This window comes from Sanguibacter sp. TS_SC_8 (genome assembly GCF_055361235.1).
In genome coordinates this window covers 147,988-171,664 of record NZ_CM143955.1, presented here as the reverse complement: position 1 = coordinate 171,664, position 23,677 = coordinate 147,988, and the positions used below count along the sequence as shown (strand labels likewise).

At 71.3% G+C, this 23,677-nt stretch carries 20 protein-coding genes; 13 read left to right on the top strand and 7 right to left on the bottom strand.

Annotation, left to right across the window (positions count from 1 at the left end):
• The first annotated feature begins 47 nt into the window (after positions 1-47).
• The gene (locus ACWA15_RS00730) at positions 48-2,507 is read left to right on the top strand and encodes a hypothetical protein (RefSeq protein WP_464057304.1); all 2,460 of its coding nucleotides are present in this window, start codon (positions 48-50) and stop codon (positions 2,505-2,507) included.
• A 77-nt stretch (positions 2,508-2,584) separates the two neighbouring features.
• Here ACWA15_RS00730 and ACWA15_RS00725 read toward each other — a convergent pair whose 3' ends face one another.
• The gene (locus ACWA15_RS00725) at positions 2,585-3,376 is read right to left on the bottom strand and encodes a glycosyltransferase family 2 protein (RefSeq protein WP_464059356.1); all 792 of its coding nucleotides are present in this window, start codon (positions 3,374-3,376) and stop codon (positions 2,585-2,587) included.
• A 274-nt stretch (positions 3,377-3,650) separates the two neighbouring features.
• A complete protein-coding gene (locus ACWA15_RS00720) occupies positions 3,651-4,478 on the bottom strand; it encodes a DUF5926 family protein (RefSeq protein ID WP_464057303.1) in 828 nt (275 codons plus the stop codon).
• Between the two features lie 126 nt (positions 4,479-4,604).
• Between ACWA15_RS00720 and pgm the strand changes: the two genes are divergently transcribed.
• The 3 genes from pgm to ACWA15_RS00705 all read left to right on the top strand — a co-directional run bounded on the left by pgm (position 4,605) and on the right by ACWA15_RS00705 (position 9,300).
• Entirely contained in the window at positions 4,605-6,275 is a 1,671-nt protein-coding gene (gene pgm / locus ACWA15_RS00715; RefSeq protein ID WP_464057302.1) for a phosphoglucomutase (alpha-D-glucose-1,6-bisphosphate-dependent), read from the top strand.
• Positions 6,276-6,536: 261 nt separating this feature from the next.
• Complete coding sequence (locus ACWA15_RS00710) at positions 6,537-7,277, top strand: hypothetical protein (RefSeq protein WP_464057301.1); 741 nt, start codon at positions 6,537-6,539, stop codon at positions 7,275-7,277.
• Positions 7,278-7,395: 118 nt separating this feature from the next.
• On the top strand, positions 7,396-9,300 hold the full coding sequence (locus ACWA15_RS00705; RefSeq protein WP_464057300.1) for a glycoside hydrolase family 3 protein: 1,905 nt from the start codon (positions 7,396-7,398) through the stop codon (positions 9,298-9,300).
• A 41-nt stretch (positions 9,301-9,341) separates the two neighbouring features.
• On the opposite strand, the gene ACWA15_RS00700 is transcribed toward ACWA15_RS00705, so the two are convergent.
• Positions 9,342-9,674, bottom strand: coding sequence for a GNAT family N-acetyltransferase (locus ACWA15_RS00700; RefSeq protein WP_464057299.1), 333 nt, complete (start codon positions 9,672-9,674; stop codon positions 9,342-9,344).
• Between the two features lie 84 nt (positions 9,675-9,758).
• On the opposite strand from ACWA15_RS00700, the gene ACWA15_RS00695 reads away from it, so the two are divergent.
• The gene (locus tag ACWA15_RS00695; RefSeq protein ID WP_464057298.1) at positions 9,759-11,021 is read left to right on the top strand and encodes an MFS transporter; all 1,263 of its coding nucleotides are present in this window, start codon (positions 9,759-9,761) and stop codon (positions 11,019-11,021) included.
• On the opposite strand, the gene ACWA15_RS00690 is transcribed toward ACWA15_RS00695, so the two are convergent.
• The 3 genes from ACWA15_RS00690 to ACWA15_RS00680 are packed head-to-tail and all read right to left on the bottom strand — an operon-like array spanning position 11,009 to position 12,413.
• A complete protein-coding gene (locus ACWA15_RS00690; RefSeq protein ID WP_464057297.1) occupies positions 11,009-11,392 on the bottom strand; it encodes a hypothetical protein in 384 nt (127 codons plus the stop codon). The two genes, ACWA15_RS00695 and ACWA15_RS00690, sit on opposite strands and share 13 nt — an antisense overlap.
• Positions 11,389-12,105, bottom strand: a complete 717-nt coding sequence (locus tag ACWA15_RS00685; RefSeq protein WP_464057296.1) for a hypothetical protein — start codon at positions 12,103-12,105, stop codon at positions 11,389-11,391. The genes ACWA15_RS00690 and ACWA15_RS00685 overlap by 4 nt, the downstream gene beginning before the upstream one ends.
• Positions 12,102-12,413, bottom strand: coding sequence for a type VII secretion target (locus ACWA15_RS00680; RefSeq protein WP_464057294.1), 312 nt, complete (start codon positions 12,411-12,413; stop codon positions 12,102-12,104). Before ACWA15_RS00680 ends, ACWA15_RS00685 begins: the two co-directional genes overlap by 4 nt.
• Before the next feature lie 105 nt (positions 12,414-12,518).
• On the opposite strand from ACWA15_RS00680, the gene ACWA15_RS00675 reads away from it, so the two are divergent.
• The 4 genes from ACWA15_RS00675 (at position 12,519) to ACWA15_RS00660 (ending at position 17,199) form a co-directional block, all read left to right on the top strand.
• Positions 12,519-13,133 (top strand): hypothetical protein, encoded by a 615-nt coding sequence (locus ACWA15_RS00675; protein ID WP_464057293.1) that lies wholly within the window; start codon positions 12,519-12,521, stop codon positions 13,131-13,133.
• A 147-nt stretch (positions 13,134-13,280) separates the two neighbouring features.
• Positions 13,281-15,056: a pyruvate dehydrogenase gene (locus tag ACWA15_RS00670; RefSeq protein ID WP_464057292.1), complete on the top strand. Its 1,776-nt coding sequence runs from the start codon at positions 13,281-13,283 to the stop codon at positions 15,054-15,056.
• A 118-nt stretch (positions 15,057-15,174) separates the two neighbouring features.
• The gene (locus ACWA15_RS00665) at positions 15,175-15,675 is read left to right on the top strand and encodes an NfeD family protein (RefSeq protein WP_464057291.1); all 501 of its coding nucleotides are present in this window, start codon (positions 15,175-15,177) and stop codon (positions 15,673-15,675) included.
• Positions 15,676-15,744: 69 nt separating this feature from the next.
• Positions 15,745-17,199, top strand: coding sequence for a flotillin family protein (locus tag ACWA15_RS00660; protein WP_464057289.1), 1,455 nt, complete (start codon positions 15,745-15,747; stop codon positions 17,197-17,199).
• A 98-nt stretch (positions 17,200-17,297) separates the two neighbouring features.
• Here the strand turns inward: ACWA15_RS00660 and ACWA15_RS00655 are convergent, their stop codons facing one another.
• Positions 17,298-18,116: a choice-of-anchor L domain-containing protein gene (locus tag ACWA15_RS00655; protein WP_464057288.1), complete on the bottom strand. Its 819-nt coding sequence runs from the start codon at positions 18,114-18,116 to the stop codon at positions 17,298-17,300.
• A gap of 357 nt (positions 18,117-18,473) precedes the next feature.
• On the opposite strand from ACWA15_RS00655, the gene ACWA15_RS00650 reads away from it, so the two are divergent.
• From ACWA15_RS00650 to ACWA15_RS00635, 4 genes are all read left to right on the top strand, one after another.
• Complete coding sequence (locus ACWA15_RS00650; protein ID WP_464057287.1) at positions 18,474-20,333, top strand: glycoside hydrolase family 68 protein; 1,860 nt, start codon at positions 18,474-18,476, stop codon at positions 20,331-20,333.
• An 88-nt stretch (positions 20,334-20,421) separates the two neighbouring features.
• On the top strand, positions 20,422-22,023 hold the full coding sequence (locus ACWA15_RS00645) for a glycoside hydrolase family 32 protein (protein WP_464057286.1): 1,602 nt from the start codon (positions 20,422-20,424) through the stop codon (positions 22,021-22,023).
• Positions 22,024-22,053: 30 nt separating this feature from the next.
• Positions 22,054-23,073, top strand: coding sequence for a phosphotransferase family protein (locus ACWA15_RS00640; protein ID WP_464057284.1), 1,020 nt, complete (start codon positions 22,054-22,056; stop codon positions 23,071-23,073).
• 30 nt (positions 23,074-23,103) lie between these two features.
• Positions 23,104-23,640: a gluconokinase gene (locus tag ACWA15_RS00635; protein ID WP_464057283.1), complete on the top strand. Its 537-nt coding sequence runs from the start codon at positions 23,104-23,106 to the stop codon at positions 23,638-23,640.
• Positions 23,641-23,677: the final 37 nt, after the last annotated feature.

Genomic DNA, 23,677 nt, shown 5'->3' with positions numbered 1-23,677 from the left:
CGCGGCCAGGGCGACCGGGGGCGCGCCGCGGCATCTAGGCTGATCCGGTGCCCTCCGACCTGATCCTCCCCGCCCGACGACGCGCCCTCCTCCGGCTGAGCGCCGCCGCCTCGGGTCTGCTCGTGGTGTGCGCGCTGCTCCTCGGCCCGCTGGTCTCCCCGAGCGCCGCCGCCACGCCGGACGACGACCGCGTGGTGCTCATCGGCACCGGCGGCGTGATCTGGGACGACATCTCCCAGGACGACACGCCTGCGCTGTGGAGTCTGGCCCAGGACGGGTCGATCGGCAACCTCGTGACCCGCAGCGTGCAGAGCACCACCTGCCCCGCCGACGGCTGGCTCGCGCTCTCCGCCGGGAACCGCGCCGGCGACGCCTTCAACGCCAAGTCCACCCCGTGCCGGCTGCTGGAGAACCCGCAGGTGGGGACGGGGTCCCTGGTCCCGGCCTGGGAGGACTACCTCGAGCAGGTGGCCGACCAGTCCTTCAGCGCGGTGCCCGGCGCCTTCGGCGACGCAGTCGCCCACGCCGGGATCCCCGCCACGGCGATCGGGCCGGGCGCCGCGATCGCCCTGTCCACCACGGACGGGACGGTCGCCGGGGACTACCTCACGACCGCCCAGGGCACCACTCCCATCCCGGTCACCGCGACCCTCGCCGACTCGATGGCCAGCGCCCTCGAGTCCTCCCGGTTGATCGTCGTCGACGCCGGGTCGGTGCGGCGGCTGGGCTACGGCACCGAGCTCAAGGTGCCACCGGAGCTGGTCGACCCCGAGGCCACCGGCACACCCGAGGTGGAGGAGGTCGAGCCGGGGATCGAGGAGGAGCTCGAACCCACCTCGGACATGATCCACGCCCAGGACATCGCCACGATCGACGCCAACGTGGGGACGGTCCTGGCCGCGCTGCGGGCCGACGACCCCACCCTCGCCCGCACGACGGTCGTCCTGGCCTCGGTCTCCGACCCCGCCACCACCTCCCGGCTCAACGTCGCCGCGATGGTCGGCGGCGGCTCCCCGGTGGGCACCCTGACGTCCCGTTCCACGCACCAGCCAGGGTTCGTCCAGACCACGGACGTGCTGCCGACCCTCGCGCAGCTGCTCGACCTGACCGGCGACCTCCCGCGCAGCGCGCTGGTCGGGTCGCCGTTCACCTCCGATGCCTCCGGCGCACCCGCGCCCGCGCGGGTCGACGCCCTCGTCGACGCCGAGCGGCACGCCTTGGCGACCGCTCCGCTCATCGAGCGGTTCTTCCTCTTGTACTGCGCGGTCAACCTGCTGCTCTTCGCGGCCGTGTCGCTCGGTTTCAGCAGCCGGTTCGTCGACGCCATCGCCCGCAGCTCCAGCGTCCCTCCCGAGCCGGCCACCACGGCCCCGGGTGCCCGGACCGGGATCGCCGACCGCCTCGCCCCGGTGCTCAGCCGGGCCCCCGTCGTCGTGCTCACCGCCCTACGAGCGGCCGGGATCGCGATCGCGGCGATCCCCGTGGCGACCCTGCTGGCCAACCTCACGCCCTGGTGGCGCTCGTCGACGCCGTCGCTCACCCTGACCGTGATCATCCTCGCCTGGATCGCGACCATCACGGCCGTCGCGGTCCTGCCACCGTGGCGCACCTGGCTGTTCGGGCCCGTGGTCATCGTCGCCACGCTCACCGCGGCGGTGCTCGCAGTCGACGTCGCGACCGGCGCTCACCTGCAGGTCTCAGCGCTCATGGGGATCCAGCCGACCGTGGCGGGGCGCTTCTACGGCTTCAACAACACCGCCTTCGCGTTGTTCGCGACGACCACGCTGCTGCTCACCGCGGCGGTGAGCAACTGGCTCGTCTCCCACGGCCGGCGCAGGCTCGCGGCCGCCGCGGTGCTCGCCATGGGCGCCGTCGCCGTCCTGCTGGACGGTGCGCCCGCGATCGGCGCGGACTTCGGCGGGCCGCCCGCGCTCGTCCCCGCCTTCGCGATCCTCGCCCTGCTCGCCGCGGGCATCACGGTCACCTGGCGCCGTGTGCTGGGTGTGCTCGTGGCCGGAGCGGCCGTCGTCGTCACCTTCTCGGTGCTCGACTGGCTGCGCCCGCCCGCGGAACGCACCCACCTGGGCGGGTTCGTCGACACGGTCCTCGACGGCGGGCTGTGGGACGTGCTGGTGCGCAAGATCGAGTCCAACATCGCGACCTTCACCAACCCCCTCGCCCTCGTCGGCGTCGCGGGCCTGCTCGTCATCCTCTTCGTGCTGGGCCGTCCGCTGCGGGCGGCGAACAGGGCGCCCGACGCCGAGCCGTACGGGTGGCTCACCGAGGGTGCGCCGCTCAAGCAGATCACCACGGACGCTCCGATGTTCACCCCGGGCGTCATCAGCGTGGGCATCGCGCTGGGGATCGGCACGCTGGCCAACGACTCGGGCGTGGTGATCCTGGCGGTGGGGATGTCCGTGCTCGTGCCGCTCATCGCGGCGACCTATGCGGGCTGGATGCTCACCCTGCGCGCCAAGACCCGCCCCCACCCTGTGCCCACCCGCTGAGTGCTGACTCCTGACACGCCAGACGGCGCGCTCAGCGTGGAGGAGTCAGCACTCAGCGGCGGGTGGGGCGGGGTGGATCAGGGCTTCTTCTTCTTCGCGCTGCGGACAGCGCCGCCGATCGCGCGGACCTTGCGGGCGTTGACCGCGAGCAGCACGTCGCGGTACTGGCTGGCGCGGTGCATCTGGCCGCGGAAGTCGGTCCCGGAGGGGCGGTGGCGCAGGTCGCAGGGCACCTCGACGGCGACGTAGCCGAGGCGCAGCAGGTCGATCGTCAGTCCGGTCTCGACCCCCCAGCCCCGGGCCAGCGGGGTCCCGGCCTCGAAGGCCTCACGGGTCAGGCAGCGCATGCCGGACAGCGGCTGGGTCGGGGTCCACCCGGTCATCGAGGCGACCGCGCGGCGCGCGGCGCCCACGACGATCCCGCGTCCGCCGGCCCCGGGCTGGGGAGGCAGCAGCGCGATGGACATGTCGGCGTGGCCCTCGAGCACCGGGGTGACGAGCGGGGCGGTGTTGACGGCCGTCTCGGCGAGGTCACCGTCGATGAAGAGCAGCAGGCGCGGGGCGCGGCTGGGGGCGTCGCGCATGGCGACGACGGCGGCGCCGGTCTCCATCGCGGCGGCCTTGCCCCGGTTGTGGGAGTGCCGCACGACGACCGCACCGGCGTCGCGCGCGACGTCCTGGGTGTTGTCCTCGCTGCCGTCGTCCACGACGAGCACGAGGTCGACGTGGGGGATGGCTTTGGCGGCACGGACCGTGGCGGCGATGCGCCGGGCCTCGTCCTTGGCCGGGATGATCACGGCGACCCGCTGGCGGGTCCGTTCACGCTCCGAGAGGTGCGCGGACGCCGACTTCGCACGACGCACGTGCACGAGGACCTTGTCGGCACGGTCGTTCGCCGACGTCGCGTCCTTGGCCACTGGCTCACCTATCACGGAGCCAACCCTAGTCGCCCGGCGGATCCTTTACCGCATCGCCTCCGCCGCCCCGCCGCCCCCACCCCCCACCCCCCGCTGAGTGCGGCCAGATGGCTGCCGGATGTCCGGTTTGACCAGCCATTCGACCGCACTCAGCGGAGGGGGTGGGGCGTGCGGGGCGGGGTGGGGTGGGGTGGGGGCGGGCGGGGTGGGGCGGGGTGGGGTGGGGTCAGCGGAGGGTGACCTGGCGGGAGACGATGCCGGCGCGGGCGCGGCGCTCGTCGGCACCGAGCGGTGCGTCGTTGACGAGCTCGGCGTGCAGGGTCGGCCAGAAGGCCGCGACGGCCTCCTCGATGTCCTCGGCCTCGGAGCCCTTGGGCAGCTCCCAGACGGGGATGACGATGCCGGAGGAGCGGAAGGCGCCGAGGAACTTCGACCCGCCGAAGCCGGACTCACGCTTGGCGTGCAGCCGGGCGACCGCGCTGATGACGGTGTCCTCGTCGAAGGGCATGGCCCAGCGCAGGTACTCCCGCGCTCCCATCCGGCACCAGTAGGCACTCTCCACCGAGGACAGCTTGACCGTCTCGATGAGCGTCGAGTTGGCCTCGTCGAGAGACTCGCGCACGTCGGCGGCGAGCGGCTCGGCCGGGTCGAACCAGTAGTCGAACCCGTCCTGGACGGTGATCTCGAGCGGGATGGTCAGGTCGAGGATGTCCTGCAGGCGCGGACCCGGGCCGGGCAGGCCGGTGCTGGTCAGCGACTGACCGGGCTCGAGGGCGAAGGCGTCCAGGGCGGCCTGGGCGAGGTCGCGGCTCGCGTCGCCGGATCCGGCGTTCGTCTGCAGCGCGACGAAGATGGTCCCGTCGGCGCGGTGCAGGGCCGGCCAGCCACCGGGCAGCACGGTCGTGAACGTGATCTCGCGCGCGCCGTGCTCCTTGGTGGTGCGGGCGACCGCGGTCGCAGCGGGAACCACCTCACGCAGGGCGACGAGATCGGGCTCGCCGGCGATCCCCTCGAACGGACGCAGCACAAACTCAGGGGTCGTGTTCTTAGCCATGGCACGAGCGTACCGGCACCCGATCGCGGCGTCGCGCCCCTCACCGCCGGGGAACCACCCGCGAATGTGCCTCACGTCCGGGTGCGCCGCACTGCTCCAACCCTCCCACGATGGCAAGATCGGACCATGGACCCGCGCGCAGGCACCCTCGCCCTCCCCGAAGACCTCATCGACGTCGACGCCGTGGTCGGCGCCTACTACGACCTCTCCCCCGACGTCGACGACCCGACGCAGAAGGTCGTCTTCGGCACCTCCGGGCACCGCGGGTCGAGCCTCGACCACGCGTTCAACGAGGCGCACATCATCGCCACGACCGCGGCGATCGTGGAATACCGGAACAGCCAGGGCACGGACGGCCCGCTGTTCATCGGCCGGGACACCCACGCCCTGTCCCTGCCCGCCTGGCAGACGGCGCTCGAGGTGCTGGCCGCGGCCGGCGTGCAGACCTACATCGACGCCCGGGACTCCTTCACCCCGACGCCCGCCGTCTCGCACGCGATCCTGCTGCACAACGGCGTGAGCACGGCCGAGGGCGTGCAGACCACCGGACCCGGCCGGGCCGACGGCATCGTCGTCACCCCCTCGCACAACCCGCCGCGGGACGGCGGCTTCAAGTACAACCCGCCGCACGGCGGGCCTGCCGGCTCCGAGGCGACCAGCTGGATCGCCGATCGCGCCAACGAGATCCTGCGCAGCGGCGTCGGGCAGGTGCGCCGGGTGTCGCTGGAGACGGCCCTCGCGGCCGAGAGCACCCACCGCCACGACTACCTCGTCGCCTACATCGACGACCTCACCACGGTCCTGGACATCGACGCGATCCGGACCGCCGGCGTGCGGATCGGCGCCGACCCGCTCGGCGGGGCAGCCGTGGAGTACTGGAGCGCGATCGGGGAGCGCTACGGGCTCGACCTCACCGTGGTCAACCCGCAGGTCGACCCGCGGTGGGCGTTCATGACCCTCGACTGGGACGCGAAGATCCGGATGGACTGCTCCTCCCCGTACGCCATGGCCTCCCTGGTCCGGGCGATGGAGGAGGGCGCCCCCTACGACATCGCGACCGGGAACGACGCCGACGCCGACCGGCACGGGATCGTCACCCCCGACGCCGGGCTGATGAACCCCAACCACTACCTCGCGGTGGCCATCAGCTACCTCTACGGCGGCGCCCGTCCGGGGTGGCCGGACACCGCCGCGATCGGCAAGACGCTCGTGTCCTCGGCTCTCATCGACCGGGTCGCCGGCGGTCTCGGCCGTCGCCTGGACGAGGTCCCGGTCGGCTTCAAGTGGTTCGTCCCGGGCCTGCTCGACGGCTCGGTCGGGTTCGGCGGGGAAGAGTCCGCGGGCGCGTCCTTCCTGCGCAAGGACGGGTCCGTGTGGACCACCGACAAGGACGGCATCCTGCTCGCCCTGCTCGGTTCGGAGATCCTCGCGACCACCGGGAAGTCACCCTCGGAGCACCACGCGGCCCTCGTCGAGAAGTACGGGGAGTCCTGGTACGCCCGGGTCGACGCCCCCGCCACGCTCGAGCAGAAGGCGACCCTCGCCAAGCTCTCCCCCGACCAGGTCACCGCCCAGACACTGGCGGGCGAGCCGATCACGGCCAAGCTCACGACGGCCCCCAGCAACGGTGCGGCGATCGGCGGGCTCAAGGTGACGACCGAGAACGCCTGGTTCGCGGCCCGTCCGTCCGGCACCGAGAACGTGTACAAGATCTACGCCGAGTCCTTCGTCTCCCCCGCTCACCTCGCCGAGGTGCAGGAGGCCGCAAAGGCACTGGTCGGCGACGCCCTCGGGTAGTCCACCCCGGCTGGGACACCAGCGATCCGACGACGGCCGCTGGGGACTTCTCCCCCAGCGGCCGTCGTTCTGCCCGGCCGCAGCTGGACCACCGGGGCGCGCATGGGCGGGGGATCCGCCGATTCCCGGGGAACCTCGCGCTCTGACGCGAAAGAGCGGGTGAAACCGATGGGGAGACCTCACCATCGGTTCGCCGATAAGCATGTTCAAACTTCGTTACCGTCGAGTGCGAACCCCCCATCGACTGAAGCGAGCACCCCCATGCGCATCTCCCGTGGCATCGCCACCCTGTCCGTCGCCGCGATGACCGTCGTCGGCCTCGCCGCCTGCTCGAGCGACGACGACTCGAGCAAGACGGCGACGAGCATGTCGAAGGAGTCGGAGGAACCGACCGAAGAGGCCACCGAGGAGGCCACCGAGGAGCCGACCGAGGAAGCGACCGAGGAGACCCCCGAGGCATCCGGCGACGGCACGTCGCCGGCCTGGGCCCACCCGACCGCCACCCCGGGCACCCTGCTCACCTCTCTCGCCGGATCGAACTTCACCGTCGACATCTACCAGGTCGGCACGGCTGCCGCGTCCAAGACCGGTCAGTGGGTCGACCCGGAGACGAACCTCCCGCTCATCGCCGTCGGCGACCAGATCGTCTACGTCAACTACGTGTTCACCAACACCAGCGCCGAGGTCATCCCGCTGTCCTACTCCCTGGTGTCCATGTCCGCCCGCTACGCCGACTGGCCCTACATGCAGGGCATGGACTCGATCGTGGACAGCGCCCAGTTCGAGGAGATGGGCGTGACGGACACCTCGATCGCCCCGACCGGGGACTTCGAGGCACCGTTCGCGTGGGGCCCCGGGGAGACCTTCTCCAACGGTGGGAACTTCAAGCACCAGGCCGGCTCCCCGATCGACTTCACCGCCACGCTGACCCCGGCCGACGAGGCCGGTGACCTCGTCCACGACCTGAACCAGGAGGTCGAGGGATCCACGACGATCTCGTGACCTGCTGAGACTCGAGCACCCAGGAGGGGCCGCCCGCACGGGTGGCCCCTCCCTGCACATCTGGTCCTTTCCGCGGCGTCCGTTACCTATGTCCGGGGTCCTGTGCCACAGTTTCCTCATGGACGCGCTCCCATCTCCTGCCCGACCAGCCCGCACGCTGGCCCTCGCGCTGGCCCTCGCACTGGTGGTGCTCGCGGGCTGCATGCCCGACGCCGGCACACCCACCGACCCGGCCCCGCAGTCCGTGCCGGCGGACGCCCCCTACCGCGATGCGTCCCTCCCGGTGGCGGACCGGGTCGAGGACCTCATGGCGCGGATGGTGCTGGCCGACAAGGTGGGCCAGATGACCCAGGCCGACCGCGCCGACCTCCCGAGCGAGGCCGTGACGAAGCTGCGGCTGGGCTCGGTGCTCAGCGGCGGTGGGTCCAGCCCCGTGCCCAACACCCCGCAGGCCTGGGCGGACATGTACGACGACTTCCAGGCGGCCGCGGCTCAGACACCGCTGGGCATCCCGATCCTCTACGGCGTCGATGCCGTGCACGGGAACAACACCCTCGACGGGGCGACCGTCTTCCCCCACAACATCGGCCTGGGTGCCACCCGCGACCCGGAGCTGGCGCGCAGGATCGGGCAGGCCACCGCCGCGGAGGTCGCCGCGACCGGCGTCGACTGGACGTTCTCACCGTGCCTGTGCGTCGTCCGGGACGACCGCTGGGGCCGCAGCTACGAGTCCTTCGGCGAGGACCCGGCCCTGGTGACGTCCATGGTCCCGATCATCACCGGCTACCAGGGAGACACCCTGGGCGGCTCGCCCACCTCGATCCTGGCCACCGCCAAGCACTTCATCGCCGACGGCGGGACCACCGGCGGCACGGACCAGGGCGACGCCGTGCTGACCGACGCCGAGCTGCGCGCCATCCACCTGCCGCCCTACCAGGCCGCCGTCGAGGCCGGCGTCGGCTCGGTGATGGTCTCCTTCTCCAGCGTCAACGGCGAGAAGGCGCACGGCAGCACCGCGCTGCTCACCGACCTGCTCAAGGGCGAGCTCGGTTTCGACGGGATCGTCGTCTCCGACTGGGACGGGATCAACCAGATCGACGCGTACAGCGGGTTCGACCAGGCCGAGGTCACCCTCGCCGTCAACGCCGGGATCGACATGTTCATGGTGCCCACCGAGTACGCCGACTTCATCACCGACCTCACGGCGGCGGTCGAGGCCGGTGACGTCCCGCTGGAGCGCATCGACGACGCCGTCCGCCGCATCCTCACGAAGAAGTTCGAGCTGGGTCTCTTCGAGTCCCCGCTCGCCGACCGGTCACTGTTCGCGACCGTCGGCAGCGACGAGCACCGCGCACTGGCACGGGAGGCCGTCGCGAAGTCCCAGGTCGTGCTCACCAACGACGGCGCGCTGCCGATCTCGACGTCGTCGCGGGTGCTGGTCACCGGCTCCGGCTCCGACAATCTCGGGAATCAGGCCGGCGGGTGGACCATCACCTGGCAGGGCGACAGCGGCGACACCATCGAAGGCACCACGGTCGCCGAGGCCGCCCAGGAGGCCTTCACCGCGGCGGGTGCGGGTGGCACCGTGACCGCGCGGTCACGGATGACGCCGAGCACCGCCGCCGAGGTCGCCGGCGAGATCGACGTGGCGATCGCGGTCGTGGGCGAGCTCCCCTACGCGGAGTTCGAGGGCGACCGGCCCGACGGCGTCCGGCTCACCGGCGCGGACGTGGCGACCCTGGAGGCGCTGCGAGATGCGGGGATCCCGACCGTCGTGGTCGTCTACTCCGGTCGCCCGATCGACCTCGGTGGGGCTCAGGAGTGGGCGAGCGCGCTCGTGGCGGCCTGGCTGCCCGGGAGCGAGGGCGCCGGGGTGGTCGACGTGCTGCTCGGCACGGTGGCCCCCACCGGGACGCTGCCGGTGACGTGGCCGGTCACGGCCGACCAGCAGCCGATCAACGTGGGCGACGGTCAGGTACCGCTGTATCCCTTCGGCGCCGGGCTGGTCGGGCCGCTGGGCTAGTACAGCCAGGGCACTGGCTGGAGCACCAGGCAGGGCACCAGCTAGGGCACCAGGTCCTGGTACTCGGCGTGGCGCTCGATGAAGGCCCGGGTGAAGGGGCACTCGGCGATGACCGTGAGGTGCTGCGAGCGCGCGTGGTCCAGGGCCGCGCGGACGAGGAGGGACGCGACCCCGCGGTCACCCCAGGCGGGCTGGACGATCGTGTGGACCGCCACGAACATCCCGTGGCCGGCAGCGGCGTGGGAGGGGACCGGGTCGTAGGCGAGGTAGCCCACGACCTGCCCGTCGGGTGTCACCGCTTCGAAGCGGTGGACGTCGGGGTTGTTGCGGACGACCAGGTCGCCGTTTGCGATGCCGTTCGTGTCGCCGTTCATCGACCCATCATGCACACACGTCGCCTCCCGCGTCCTGGCGTCCCCATCCAGGGCGAGCAGCGCGGGCGGTGAGACAATGAGGCAGTGCCCGAGGACCCCATGCCACCCCAGACCGTCGTGAAGGCTTCCCGCAACCCGTACAAGGCGCTCCTCGCCATCCCCGGGGCCAAGAGCTTCTCCGGTGCGGGGGCCATCGCACGGCTCCCGATGTCCATGGTGGGCATCGGCATCGTCCTGATGATCCAGCAGATCTACGGGTCCTACGCGCTCGGCGGCCGGGTCAGCGCGGCGTACATCATCGCCCAGGCCATCTGCTCACCCCAGATCGCCAAGTTCGTCGACCGCAGGGGCCAGTCCCTCATCATGCGGCCGCTGTTCGTCATCACCTCCCTCTCCCTCGTCGGGCTCATCCTGAGCGCGGCCCTGCGCGCCCCGGAGCTCACGCTCTACCTCTTCGCGGTCCTCACCGGGTCGACCATCGGGTCGGTCGGGTCGATGGTCCGCGCCCGCTGGTCCCACCTGCTCGACGACCCTCGCCAGGTGCACAGCGCGTACTCCTTCGAGGCGGCCGTGGACGAGATGTGCTTCGTCATCGGCCCGATGCTCGCTACGATCCTGGCGACGAGCGTGACGCCGACCGCCGGGCTCGTCGTCCCGCTGCTCGCGGTGCTCATCGGCGGCTTCTGGTTCCTGTCCCTGCGGGCCACCGAGCCCCCGCCGTCGGTCCCGGTGCCCGGGCTCAAGCACCGCTCGGTGCTGCTCAACGCGGGCATGCTCGCGGTCATCGCCGTCTTCATCGGCATGGGCACCATCTTCGGGGCGACCGACGTCGCGACGATCGCCTTCGCCGAGGAAGCCGGCCACGAGCCGCTGGCCGGCGCCATCCTGGGCATCTTCGCCCTGGGCTCCCTCATCTCCGGGCTGCTCTACGGCGCCAAGCACTGGCTCTCCCCGCTGTGGAAGCGCTTCGCGATCGGCATGGTGGCGCTGGCGATCGGGGTGGCACTGTTCGTGTTCGTCACCTCGCTCCCCGTGCTGGCCGTCGTCATGTTCGTGACCGGCTTCGCGATCGCACCGACGCTCATCAACGGCAACAACCTCGTGCAGCTGCTCGTACCGCCGTCCCAGCTGACCGAGGGCCTCACCTGGGTGGGCACCGCGCTCGGCGTCGGGGTCTCCATCGGCACGTCGGTCGGCGGACAGCGCATCGACGCGGCCGGCGCGCACGCCGGCTTCGAGGTCGTGCTCGTCGCGGGGGCGCTGGCCGCGCTGGTCACCCTGGCCTCGCTGTGGACGCTGCGGGCCCGGACGAGCGGCGCCCACAGCGCCGCAGCTCAGGCCGGGTAGGTCGGGGAGCTCGGGCCTGTCCCGTCGTCGTCGGAGAGCATCGCCTCGCCCTCCGCGCGGGCCTGCTCGAGCTCCGCCTCCGAGAGCGTCTGCAGGTGGGCGTCGAAGGCACGCACGCCCTCGTCGGCGATGACCGTGAAGCCCGGCATCTCCAGCAGGTCCAGCGCACTGCGCCGGCCCTCGATGATGTCGGTCATCTGGTCGCGGGTCTGCCGGTCCGGGGCGAGCTCGCGCAGGGTCTTCAGAGACTCCCGGAGCAGGCGGTCCCCGGGCGAACCCACCGGGATCGAGGGCAGGGCCCGGGGGAGCTCGGAGCCGTGCGGGTCGGCGTGGTCAGCGTTGTCGTGGGGCAGGGCGGGTGGGGTCATCATGGCACCTGCGCGTTGTCGTAGGACTGGGGAAGTGCGGTCGACTCGAAGCCCTTGATGGCCCCGAGGGACCCGGCGATGACTCCCGTCGCCGTGTTGGCCATGGCGACGGCGGCGTCGTGGGCGTCCATCACCTTGCCCAGGATCTGGGCGGCGCGCCAGATCGACGCGAGGGTCGCACTGCCACCGATCACCGCCCCGATGCCGGTCCCTGCGGTCGCGGCCGTCGCGATCGCCGACGCGACCGCGATGATGAGCCAGTCCATCCCGGACTGGAGCAGGCCGTCGATGACCGATGCGCTCTGCTGCATCCCCGCGGAGACGGACAGGTACTGTCCGCCTGCGTTCTTCATCTCCGTGGCCTGGTCGTCCAACGCCGTGGCGAGGCTCGTGAAGTACACCGACGCGGAGTCCGCGGCGCCGCCGTCCCAGTCCGCCGATACCTGCGTGTTCGCCAGCCGGATCTCGGCCGCGAGCTCGGTGTGATAGGCGCCGAGGATCTCGAGCGAGCGCCCCGCCTGGGAGACCGCGTTCCAGTCTCCGGCGACCGCCCGGGCGACCGTCTCGGTGAGGTTGAACCCTGTGGCCTGGGTGATGCACCAGTTGAGCCAGTAGGCCGGGCTCACGTACTGACTGAACCCGAGCATGTTGTTGAGCAGGTCGGGGATGACCGGGGCGTCGGTGGGGGGGACGAGGATGTTCGTCGGATCGGTCATGCTGGGTAGGTCGCGTCAAGCTCGCCTGCGCGGGCGGCGTCGACCGTCTCATAGTGGCGCGCGGTGTCGGCAAGCTCGGCCGCCGATTCTCGTGTCAGGGTCTGCAGGTGGGTCAGGGCCGCCTGCACCCCCGACTGGATACCCTGGGCCGCGCTCGCGAAGTTGAAGAAGATCCAGCCGTCCTCGCCTCCGCTCACCGACGCCCACGTCGACACGTAGGACTTGGCGGTGCTCACGCCGTCGCTGAGCGCGGAGATCCCCGTGCTGAAGGTTCGAATCTGCTGTGGGTCTGCGTAGAACGCGGTCATCCGGCCACCTCTTTCCTCGTTGGAAGACTAGCCACAGGCACGAGCGCAGCCAATGGGGCAAGGTCCCCATGCAGCCGCCTCCAGCGTGCGTGCCACCATAGGGCGGTGCCGACCACCGACCAGCCCACGACGCTCCCCCGCTCGCGCCGGGACAGCGTGTGGGCGGCTGTCACCGTCGCGACCCTCCCGGTGGCCCTGCTCGTCACCATCGTCCTGGCGCGGACCGGGGGCCGGGGGATCCTTGACGCGCTGCTGCCCGGCGACCTCTCGTCCGGTGCGGCGACCATCCTGAGTGCCGCGTTCTACGCGCTCCCCGTCATCGTCGCCGTCGGGCTGGCCGTCACCGCGCAGGCGGGGGGGTGGCGGTGGTGGGCCCGGGCCACGGCGCCGGTCCTCGTCTGCTGGCTGGCCACCGCGCCCTTCCTGGCCATGGGCGGACCGGGTTCGCAGAGCCGGCAGATCGAGAGGACCTACGGCGACCTCGCACCGACGGTCACCTCCCTGGGCACCGGTCTGCTGCTCGTCGTCGGATCCGCGGTCGTCGCCGCCCTCGTCGCGGGGGTCGCGGTGAGCCTGGCCTTCCGGGCGCCGGCCGACCTGGCGACGTGGTCGCCGGAGGCGACGCGCGCACGGGGCCGCCGGTACCTGCGGATCCTGGGGTCGGTGTTCCTCGTGCTCTTCGTCGTCACCGTGGTCGTCGCGGTCGCCGTAGCCGCCTGACACGCGGCTGTGTCACGCGAGACACCCGACATGTCCGGTTGCCCTGGGCGCCGGGATGCCTCCGGGCAGAGGATGGACGCAGCGGACGCACCCGCGCACCCACGCTGCGCGGGAGCCGCCCGGTCAACCAGCGAGAGGTACCCCCACATGGCCAAGCAGAAGCAGCGCAACCAGTCCGTCGCCGATCTCCTCGTCTCCCAGATCATCGAGGCCGGTGCCACCCGCATCTACGGCATCGTCGGGGACAGCCTCAACCCCGTGGTCGACGCCGTGCGCCGGGCCGCCAAGGCCGGCGCCGACATCGCGTGGGTCCAGGTCCGCCACGAAGAGGCCGCCGCCTTCGCGGCCGCCGCCGAGGCGGAGGTCACCGGCAACCTCGCGGTGTGCGCCGGGTCCTGCGGACCCGGGAACCTCCACCTCATCAACGGCCTCTACGACGCGAACCGGTCCAAGGTCCCCGTCCTGGCCATCGCCAGCCACATCCCGAGCAAGCACATCGGCACGAGCTTCTTCCAGGAGACCCACCCGGACCGGCTGTTCACCGAGTGCTCGGTGTACTCCGAGATGATCTCCAGCGCCGAGCAGGCCCCCCGGGTCATCACCTCCGCGATCCACCACGCCTACGGCGCCCCGGGCGTCGCCGTGCTCACCATCCCCGGCGACGTCGCCGACCTGGACGCCCCCGACTCCCCGGTCGCCGACGTGTCCACCCGTCCGGCCCGCCCCCGCCTGGTCCCCGACACCGGCGCCGTGCGTGAGCTCGCGGGCGCGATCAACGCCGCGAAGAAGGTCACCTTCTTCGCCGGGGTCGGGGTCCGCGGCGCGCACGACGACGTCATCGCGCTCGCGGACAAGGTCGCGGCCCCGATCGGCCACTCCCTGCGCGGCAAGGAGTGGATCCAGTACGACAACCCCTTCGACGTCGGCATGTCCGGGCTGCTCGGCTACGGCTCCTGCTACGAGGCGACGCAGGAGGCGGACCTGCTCGTGCTGCTGGGGACCGACTTCCCCTACGACCAGTTCCTGCCCGAGAAGGTCCGCACCGTCCAGGTCGACAGCGACCCCACGCACCTGGGCCGGCGCACCCGCCTCGACCTCGCCGTGGTGGCCGACGTCGGCGAGACCGTCCGCGCGCTGCTCCCCCTCATTGAGGGCGGCCGCTCACGCAGGTTCCTCGACTCGATGGTGAGCAAGCACGAGAAGGCGATGTCCGGCGTCGTCGGCGCCTACTCCGGGGGCAAGGCCGAGACCATGGAGCCGATCCACCCCGAGCTCGTCGCCGACCTTCTGGACCAGGAGGCCGCCGACGACGCGATCTTCACGGTCGACACCGGCATGTGCAACGTGTGGGCCGCCCGGTACATCCGCCCGAACGGGCGCCGGCGGGTGATCGGCTCGTTCCTGCACGGGTCGATGGCCAACGCCGTGCCGCACGCCATCGGCGCCGCAGCGTCCCAGCCGGGACGGCAAGTCATCGCCATGTCGGGGGACGGCGGGCTGGCGATGCTGCTCGGGGAGCTCATCACGATCCGCCAGTACGACCTGCCGGTGACGATCGTCCTCTTCGACAACGCGACCCTGGGGATGGTGCGCCTGGAGATGCTCGTCGAGGGGCTGCCGTCCTACGGGACCGACTCGCCCTCGATCGACTACGCCGCGGTCGCCACCGCGATCGGCATCCCGGCCGTGCGGGTCACCCGCCCCCAGGACCTGCGCGCAGCGATCCGCGGCGCCCTGGACCGGCCCGGCCCGGCGCTCGTCGACGTCGTCACCGACCCCCACGCGCTGTCCATCCCACCGACCATCACCGCAGGTCAGGTGCGCGGTTTCGCGACGGCACTGAGCAAGGAGGTGCTCGGCGGCGGCCTCGGCGAGGTCGTCTCGATGGCCCGGTCGAACCTGCGCAACATGCCGCGGCCCTGACCCGGTCGCCGGACCGGCCGACCGGGGGAGTTCTCCCCTCCACAGTTCCCCACGAGATCGTCGAACTCCGATATGGTTCGGGTAAAGACGTTCATCGACGAGCAGGTGGGAGGCCACGATGGCGACGTTCATCATCATCGGCTCGATCGGGCTGTGCCTGGTTCTCGTCTCGATGCTCCTGGGGGAGCTCATCGACTTCGGCGACGGCATGCTCTCGGGCACCTCGCTCGGGGTCGGCGCCGTCGTCTTCGGAGCACTAGGCGCCATCGCCCTGGCCAACGACCTGCCCACCTGGACCGCCTACGCCGGCTCGGCCGTCGCCGCCGTCGGTGTCGCGGTCCTCGTCCAGCGGCTGGTCAAGGGCCTCGCTGACTCCGAGGACGGCACCTCGCGACCCCTGGCCGGCCTCGAAGGAGTGGCGACCGCGCGGATCACGACCACGACCGGAGAGGTGTCCCTCGACGGCGAGCTCGAACGCCGTCTCGCCTGGGCCAACCAGGTGATCACCGAGGGCACCCGGATCGTCGTCGTCGAGGAGACACCCGGCCGCGTCCTGGTCGCACCCCGCTGGCCCGGGGCGACCTCGACCGCACCGCGGCCCTGGCCCCAATCCACCTGATCGCCCTGTTCGACCGTCGCGCCGCCATCCACCCCTCCCGGAAGGAGCCGCCCTCCGGGGCGACCACCCATGACTGACACCACGATCACCACCCTGGCCATCGCGGCCCTCGTCATCGCGCTCTTCGCGGTGATCATCTTCGTCGCCAACCGGATCCGGCGGGTGCCCCCCAACGAGGCGCTCATCATCGTGGGGCGCGGCGCCGGCAAGAAGGCGTCCGAGGACGGTGGCCAGCGGGTCGTCGTCGGTGGGCGGGTGTTCGTCTGGCCGATCCTCCAGCAGGGCTTCTCCATCTCGCTCGAGCAGCGCCAGATCGGCATCACCGTCGAGGGCGTGGACAAGAACCGCATCAAGATCGCGATCAAGGCGTCCATCAACTTCAAGGTCCGCGGTGACGAGGAGGGTGTGCGCCGGGCCGGGCAGCGCTTCCTCTCCCAGCAGGGCACGCTGACCGAGATCATCAAGGAGTCCCTCGAGGGGTCGCTGCGATCCATCGTCGGCGACATGACGATCGAGCAGATCATCTCCGACCGCAAGGGCCTCTCCGACCGGGTCGTCGACTCAACCAAGACCGACCTGTCCGAGCAGGGCCTGCAGGTCGACCTGCTCAACATCTCCGACATCTCCACCCCCGGCTCGGACTACCTCGCCAACCTGGGCCGTGCCGAGAACGCCCGTGCCCGTCAGGTGGCCGAGGTCTCCGAGGCCGAGGCCCAGCGGGCCTCGGAGTTCGCCGCCATCGAGGCTCAGGAGCAGGTCGCCGAGCGTCGCAAGGCCTTCGAGCTCAAGCAGGCCACGATCAAGGCCCAGACCGACCGCGCCAACGCCGAGGCGAACGCGGCCGGCCAGCTGGCACGCGCCGAGCAGGACCGTCTCGTGGCGACCCAGCAGCGCGAGGCCCTGTCCGAGCAGGCCAAGGTGACCGAGGAGGAGCTCGACATCTCCATCCGCAAGCCCGCCGAGGCGGACGCCTACGCCTCGGTGCAGCGCGCCAATGCCGAGCGCGACGCCGCCAACGCCGCGACCGAGGCCGACGCCTACAAGCGCACGACCATCGCCCAGGCCAACAAGACCGCGGCGATCCAAGACGCCGAGGCCAACGCCGAGGCGGTGCGCCGCACCGGTGAGGCCGAGCGTGACCGTCAGGTCGCCCTCGCCGTCGGTATCCGCGCCGAGGGCGAGGCCCGTGGTGCGGCGATCGAGGCCGAGGGACGTGCCGAGGCGATCGCCATGGACGCCAAGGCCGAGGCGCTCAAGAAGTACGGCGAGGCCGCCCTGGTGCAGGAGCTCATCGAGCGCCTCCCCGAGATCGTGCGGGCCGCTGCCGAGCCGATCGGCAAGATCCAGGGCATGACCGTGATCTCGACCGACGGTGCGTCCGCCATCACCAAGAACGTCGCCTCCGTGCTCAGCGAGGGCCAGGGCGTCATCAAGCAGCTCACCGGCGTCGACATCAACCAGCTCATCGCCGGGTTGGCTACCAAGAACCTCGGGACGCCCGGGGGCCCCACCACCACCCCGTAGGGCTCCTCGCCGTCAGGACCGCTCCTCACGCCGCGCAGACCAAGGCCGGGGCGGGCGCATCTCGCGCCCGTCCCGGCCTTCTTGGTGCGCTGTGTCGGTCAGCCGCGACCGCCCCTCTCGGACGTCAGTCCGCCGCGGGGGATCAGCACCGTGCTGTCGAGCTGCCCGTCGCGAGTGTCGGCGACCGCGATGGTGACCGTCGCGGTCCTCCACGGCCGCACGGAGGCCTCGCAGGTGAGCACCTGGGTGAACCCGTTGAGCTCGGTGTCGTACTGGCCCGCGGTCGGGTCGTTCGGGGCGAAGTTCGACCGGAACTGGTCGGGGTTGGTCGACTCGTTGACGGTGCTCGTCGAGACGAGGTCGGTGGTTCCGGGCACGTACGAGCAGGGCTCGCCGTTGACCATGATGGCGAAGGCGTCGGTGAAGTCCTGGCTGGACCACCCCGCGTACTCCTCACTGCCGTAGACGAACTGCAGCTTGAGCTGCGAGTGGCGTGGGACGACCTGCATCGTGAGGACGGCCGCGTCGTAGGTGGTGACGCCGAACAGTGTCTCGAGCTCCGGGGAGCCCGCACCGCCCAGGTCACCCGTGGTGGTGAGACTCTCGTTCGGCCCGAGGACGGAGGACCGGGTGAAGTCGACGTCCTCCGCTGACGCGGGGTCCGCCGGGATGAGCGATCCCGTGGTCAGGGCGACGCCGCGGTGGATGCCGGTGTCCCCCAGTCGGTTGAACCGACCGGCCTGGACGTCGAGACCGGTGAAGGTCACGTCCCGGACGTGGACGCTGCGTCCGGAGATGGTCCGGGCGAGCGCCGAGGCGTCGGTCTCACGCAGGGAGACGACGGACTGACCGGGAGAGGCGGACGCTGCTGCGACGCCCCCCGCGGCGATGACTGCGGCGGCGAGGACGGCAGCCACGGTGCGCTGTGTCCTTCTGTGACGACCTTCGCCGGCGATGCTGGGTTGGGTTGGGTGCTTCATGATGCTCCATGTGTTGTCGGGATGCGCCGGAGGCGCTGCCACGCCGAAGCGTGGCCCTGTGTTCCATGGAGGGGGAATCTCACCGTGCGACCGAAGTCCGTGCATGGCCGGCATCGTTGCCGGTCACCAGGGGTGGACATAAGTTCACCCGTTTATCACCCCCTCATCACGTTGACTTCGCGTCCATCGTCGGGTTGACAGACGTGACCCACGTCACACTACTCTCGAAGGTGTTGGGGGAAAACCCGTCGTACCGAAGACAGCCCATCCAGTCGAGAGAAAGCCTTGAACGTGATGTCTTCGACACGTACACGTACACGACCACTCACCGGAAGGCTGGCGAGCGCGCTGCTCGCCACAGTCCTCCTCACCGGGACCGCAGCAGTCGGTTCCCTCCCGGCGTCCGCAGAGGTACCGGCCTCCGCGGCGACCGTCATTCCCGACCCGACGGTCGATCCGACCACCGAGCCACCCGCCGTCCCCGCAGCGCCCGTCGAGCCCGAGGCGCCCGTCCCACCGGAGACCTCAGACGTCCCGGCGGTCCCGCCTGTTCCGGAAGCACCGGAAGCACCGGAAGCACCGGAAGCGGTCGCTCCCGAGGCCGTCGCACCAGCTCTGGTTCCGGGGTTCCCGGCCCCGTCCACCCACACCCAGCAGTCCTACGACATCGAGTCGGACTTCACGGCCCGGTGGACGCGCGCGGATGCTCTCCAGATCCGCGCATCCTCTGACCCGGCCGCCCCGGCCGGTGCCAACTCGATGCCGACCGACCTCACGATGCCGGAGATCCCGGGCGACTTCCCCGTCCTCCTGGACCAGAACGGTGAGCAGATCTGGGTGTGGGACACCTGGACGCTCGCTGACGGCGCAGCCGACCAGGTCAGCTTCAAGGGCTGGGAGGTCATCTTCGCGCTGACGGCCGACCCGAACGCCGGGTACACCTTCGACGACCGGCACACCCACGCGCGGCTGGGATTCTTCTACCGCAAGGCGGATGTCGCCGCGGCGGACCGCCCCGAGAACGGGGGCTGGATCTACGGCGGCTACGTCTTCCCTGACGGAGCCGCGGGATCCATCTTCGAGGACCAGTCCTTCTCGACAGTCACGGAGTGGTCCGGGTCGACCCGGATCATGGACGGCAACAAGCTGCGGATCTTCTACACCGCGGTGGCCTTCTACCGGGACGCCAACGATCAGGAGCTCAAGCCCGCGGACCCGCGGATCGTCCAGACCGAAGCCCGGCTCTTCGCCGACGACGACGGCGTATGGCTCACCGGCGCACGCGACCAGCACGAGCTGCTCGTCCCGGACGGGACGTACTACCAGACGAAGGAGCAGAACCCGGCCGTCAACTTCCGCGACCCGTTCACCTTCGAGGACCCCGCCCACCCGGGCAAGACGTTCATGGTCTTCGAGGGCAACACCGCCGGTGACCGTGGCGCGGTCGCCTGCTCGGCGGAGGACCTGGGGTACCAGCCGGGCGAGCCGCTCGCCGAGGACCCTGCAACGGTGACAGCGACCGGCGCCAACTTCCAGATGGCCAACGTGGGTCTGGCGGTGGCGGAGAACGCGGCGCTGACCGAATGGCGCTTCCTCCCGCCGATCCTCTCGGCGAACTGCGTCAACGACCAGACCGAGCGACCGCAGATCTACCTGCACGACGGCAAGTACTACCTGTTCACCATCAGTCACCGGCACACCTTCTCCCGAGGGCCCGGGGTGGACGCCGCAGATCCGCGGTTCTGGTACATGGACGGACCCGACGGCGTCTACGGCTTCGTGGGCGACGGCATCCGGTCCGACTTCCAGCCGCTCAACGAGAGCAGCGGGCTTGCCCTGGGCAACCCGACCAATCTCAACTTCCCCATCGGCACACCTGCCGCCCCGGCCCCCGGCCAGACGGCGAACACGTTCCAGTCGTACTCACACTTCGTGATGCCCGGCGGGCTCGTCGAGTCGTTCATCGACGCGATCGGCAACCCGGACGTGCGACGTGGTGGGACGCTGGCACCCACGGTGAAGATGGACATCACCGGCTCCACCACGGCCGTCGACCGGACCTACGGTGACGGTGGCCTCGGCGGGTACGGCGACATCCCGACGAACCGGGCACAGGACGTCCCGCAGACGCCCAACCCACGCCCGATCCCCTAGGAGGACGAACCTCATCACACACACCGGCTGGGTGGCCCGTCCCTGACGGGCTACCCAGCCGGCGCGCCACCGGAAGGAGCTGAGGCACGTGCCGGACCCATCCCGCCGTCGGTCCCGCTGGAGCATGTGGGCGGTGACCACGCTGCTGCTCGCCGCCTGCCTCACCGCCTGCACCGATCCGGCACCGCGCCCCTCAGACCCGTCGAGCCCGGCCGAGGCCCCCACCGCCGACGCGCCGTACTCCGAGCCGTGGCGCCCCCAGTTCCACTACAGCCCCGCCGCCGGGCAGATGGCCGACCCCAACGGCCTCGTGTGGTTCGAGGGTGAGTGGCACCTGTTCCACCAGCAGGGCGGGACGTGGGCGCACGCCGTCAGCACGGACCTGGTCCACTGGGAACCCCTCCCGGTCGCACTCGAGCACGACCGGCTGGGACAGGCCCTGTCCGGCAGCGCCGTCGTGGACGGCGCGAACACGAGCGGCTTCTTCGACGGGGTCGACGGCGGAGGGCTGGTCGCGGTCTACACCTCGACCGAGGGCGGGGAGGCGCAGAGCCTCGCGTACAGCTCAGACCGGGGCCGCACCTGGCAGCGGTACGACGCCAACCCGGTCCTGCCCAACGACGGCCGCACGGACTTCCGTGACCCCAAGGTCTTCTGGCACGAGCCCACGCGCGCGTGGGTGATGGTGGTCGCGGTGGGCGGCGGCGTCGACCTCTACTCCTCCCCGAACCTGCGCGAGTGGCGCTACCTGAGCACCTTCGGTGAGGGCCAGGGGCTGCACGCCGCCGTCTGGGAGTGTCCCGACCTCTTCCCCCTCGACCTGGACGGCGACCCCGCGGAGCAGCGCTGGGTGCTCACGGTGAGCGTTGGCGACAACGCGGAGACGAACGGGTCGACCGCCCAGTACTTCGTGGGCACCTTCGACGGGACGACGTACACCCGCGATCCGGACACTCCCCCGGAGACCGTGCAGGTCACCGACGTCGGGCAGGACTTCTACGCGGCGCAGTCCTTCGAGCACAGCCCGGACGGACGCCGGATCTGGATCGGGTGGATGGGGAACTGGCGCTACCCGTACTCCGCACCGACCCAGGCCTGGCAGAACGCCATGAGCGTGCCGCGCGAGCTGTCGCTGCGGACCGTGGACGGCCGCCCGGTCCTCACCCAGGCCCCGGTCGCCGAGCTCGCCGGCCTGCGCGAGGAGCCCGTGACCGTGGAGGACCTGACCCTCGACGGCGACACCCCGCTCCCGGTCACGAGCACGACCTTCGAGTTCACCGCGGAGATCGAGGTCGGTGACGCGGACGAGGTGGGACTCCGGGTGCGCGAGTCGCGCGCCGACGACGGGTCAGTGACCGAGGCGACGGCCGTCGGGGTGGACTCGCGGGCCGGGACGTTCTTCCTGGACCGTACGCAGGGGGGCCTGGCCACGATATCGACCCGCGACGGCACGCCCTTCGACTTCGCCCTGCGCCGCACGGCCCCCTACTCACCCCCGGACGGTGTGGTCCGCCTGCACGGGTTCGTGGACGAGTCCTCGGTCGAGGTGTTCGTCGACGACGGCACGCTCACCGGCACCCTGCTGACCTTCCCGTCTACCGACGCGGCCGGCCTGTCGCTCTACACCAGGGGCGGCACCGCCGTGCTGAGCACCTTGACGGTCTACCCGCTGCGTTCCATCTGGCGGTGAACCAGCCACCGACTCTGCCAGGATGGTCACGTGACCACCACGCAGGCCCCCGCCGACCTCCACGCGATGACCGCCCGCCTCACCCGAGTCGCCGCCCCCTTGGCTGCTGACCTCGGCGCGCTCGAGGGCATCGAGCGGCTGGAGGGCGGCATGTTCGCCACGACCTACCGGCTGACCTTCACCGGTGGCCGCGCGGTCGCGAAGATGGCACCGACCGCATCGGGTCGTCTCATGCGCTATGAGCACGGGATCCTGGGCACCGAGGAGCTCGTCTACCGGCTCGCCCACGGGCGCCCGGAGCTGCTCATGCCCACCGTGCTGCTCTCGGACTTCAGCCGCGAGCACTTCGACACCGACGTCCTTGTCGTCACCCACCTCGACGGCGTGCCATGGCAGAGCCTGCCCACCCAGACCCCCGAGCAGCAGGCCACCATCCGGACCGGCCTGGGCACGTTCATGGCCGCTCTGCACACGGTGACCGGCACCCGGTTCGGCTATCCCGCGTCCCCCGCCCTCCAGGGTGACACCTGGCCTGCGGCCTTCACCGCGATGATCGGTGCCCTGCTCGATGACGCCACCACCTGGGGAGCCACCCTCCCCGCCGGACGGATCGCCGCCGCCGTCGCCCACCACCGGCCAGCCCTCGCACTCGTGGAGACACCGCGCCTGATCCACACCGACCTGTGGGAGGGCAACGTCTTCGTCGACCCCGACACCCTGGCGATCACCGGGATCATCGACACCGAGCGCGCGTTCTGGGGGGACCCGCTCTTCGAGTTCGCCGGCGCCGACCAGGTCGGCACCGGACCCGTGCCGGCGCCCCTCGCGGACGCCTATCGGGCTGCTGGGGGCGACCTCGACGTGACCGAGCCGCCCGTCCCGGGAGCGCTCAGCCCGGCCGACGCCCGCCTGCTGCTCTACCGCGCCTACATGTACTGCGTCCTGCTCGTCGAGCCGGGTCCGCGCGCCTACGAGGGCGACTGGGTCGCCGCACAGCACGTGGACCTGACCGCCAAGCTCGGCGCGACGCTCGACGTGCTGCTCGCCTGAGCGGGCCCCCTGCCCGCGTACGCTGCTGCCATGTCGACGAAGCCCCGCCCCCGCCCCACCGCACCGACGCACCTCGTGGTCATGGGTGTCTCCGGGTGCGGCAAGTCGACCATCGGCATGCTGCTCGCAGACCGGACCGGCGCCCTGTTCATCGACGCCGACGACCTGCACCCCGAGGCCAACGTCGAGAAGATGCGCGCGGGTTCCCCGCTCGACGACGACGACCGCGCACCCTGGCTCGCCGAGGCCCGCGACACCATGTCCGCGATCGCCGACGCCGGCGGATCGAGCGTGATCGCCTGCTCGGCCCTGCGCCGGCCCTACCGGGAGGTGCTCGCCGCGGCCGCCGGTCGGGTGCGGTTCGTGCACCTCGACGTCGCGCCCGAGGTCCTCGCCGGTCGCGTGGCCGACCGCGCCGACCACTTCATGCCGGCCTCCCTCGTCGCCTCCCAGCTCGCGACCCTCGAGGCGCTTGCCGACGACGAGGACGGCGTCGTGGTCCCCGTGGCGGGCGATCCCGACGACGTCGTGACCGCCGCGCTCACCGCCCTGGCCGGGCGGCCCTGAGCCGTCCGGCGCCCAGGCGGTCCTCCACCGCACCGCA

Excerpts from the sequence above, each read along its gene's own strand:
- ACWA15_RS00720 (WP_464057303.1), bottom strand. The coding sequence starts at position 4,478 with ATGGCTAAGAACACGACCCCTGAGTTTGTGCTGCGTCCGTTCGAGGGG.
- pgm (WP_464057302.1), top strand. The coding sequence starts at position 4,605 with ATGGACCCGCGCGCAGGCACCCTCGCCCTCCCCGAAGACCTCATCGAC.
- ACWA15_RS00710 (WP_464057301.1), top strand. The coding sequence starts at position 6,537 with ATGCGCATCTCCCGTGGCATCGCCACCCTGTCCGTCGCCGCGATGACC.
- ACWA15_RS00705 (WP_464057300.1), top strand. The coding sequence starts at position 7,396 with ATGGACGCGCTCCCATCTCCTGCCCGACCAGCCCGCACGCTGGCCCTC.
- ACWA15_RS00700 (WP_464057299.1), bottom strand. The coding sequence starts at position 9,674 with ATGAACGGCGACACGAACGGCATCGCAAACGGCGACCTGGTCGTCCGC.
- ACWA15_RS00690 (WP_464057297.1), bottom strand. The coding sequence starts at position 11,392 with ATGATGACCCCACCCGCCCTGCCCCACGACAACGCTGACCACGCCGAC.
- ACWA15_RS00685 (WP_464057296.1), bottom strand. The coding sequence starts at position 12,105 with ATGACCGATCCGACGAACATCCTCGTCCCCCCCACCGACGCCCCGGTC.
- ACWA15_RS00680 (WP_464057294.1), bottom strand. The coding sequence starts at position 12,413 with ATGACCGCGTTCTACGCAGACCCACAGCAGATTCGAACCTTCAGCACG.
- ACWA15_RS00670 (WP_464057292.1), top strand. The coding sequence starts at position 13,281 with ATGGCCAAGCAGAAGCAGCGCAACCAGTCCGTCGCCGATCTCCTCGTC.
- ACWA15_RS00665 (WP_464057291.1), top strand. The coding sequence starts at position 15,175 with ATGGCGACGTTCATCATCATCGGCTCGATCGGGCTGTGCCTGGTTCTC.
- ACWA15_RS00660 (WP_464057289.1), top strand. The coding sequence starts at position 15,745 with ATGACTGACACCACGATCACCACCCTGGCCATCGCGGCCCTCGTCATC.
- ACWA15_RS00650 (WP_464057287.1), top strand. The coding sequence starts at position 18,474 with ATGTCTTCGACACGTACACGTACACGACCACTCACCGGAAGGCTGGCG.
- ACWA15_RS00635 (WP_464057283.1), top strand. The coding sequence starts at position 23,104 with ATGTCGACGAAGCCCCGCCCCCGCCCCACCGCACCGACGCACCTCGTG.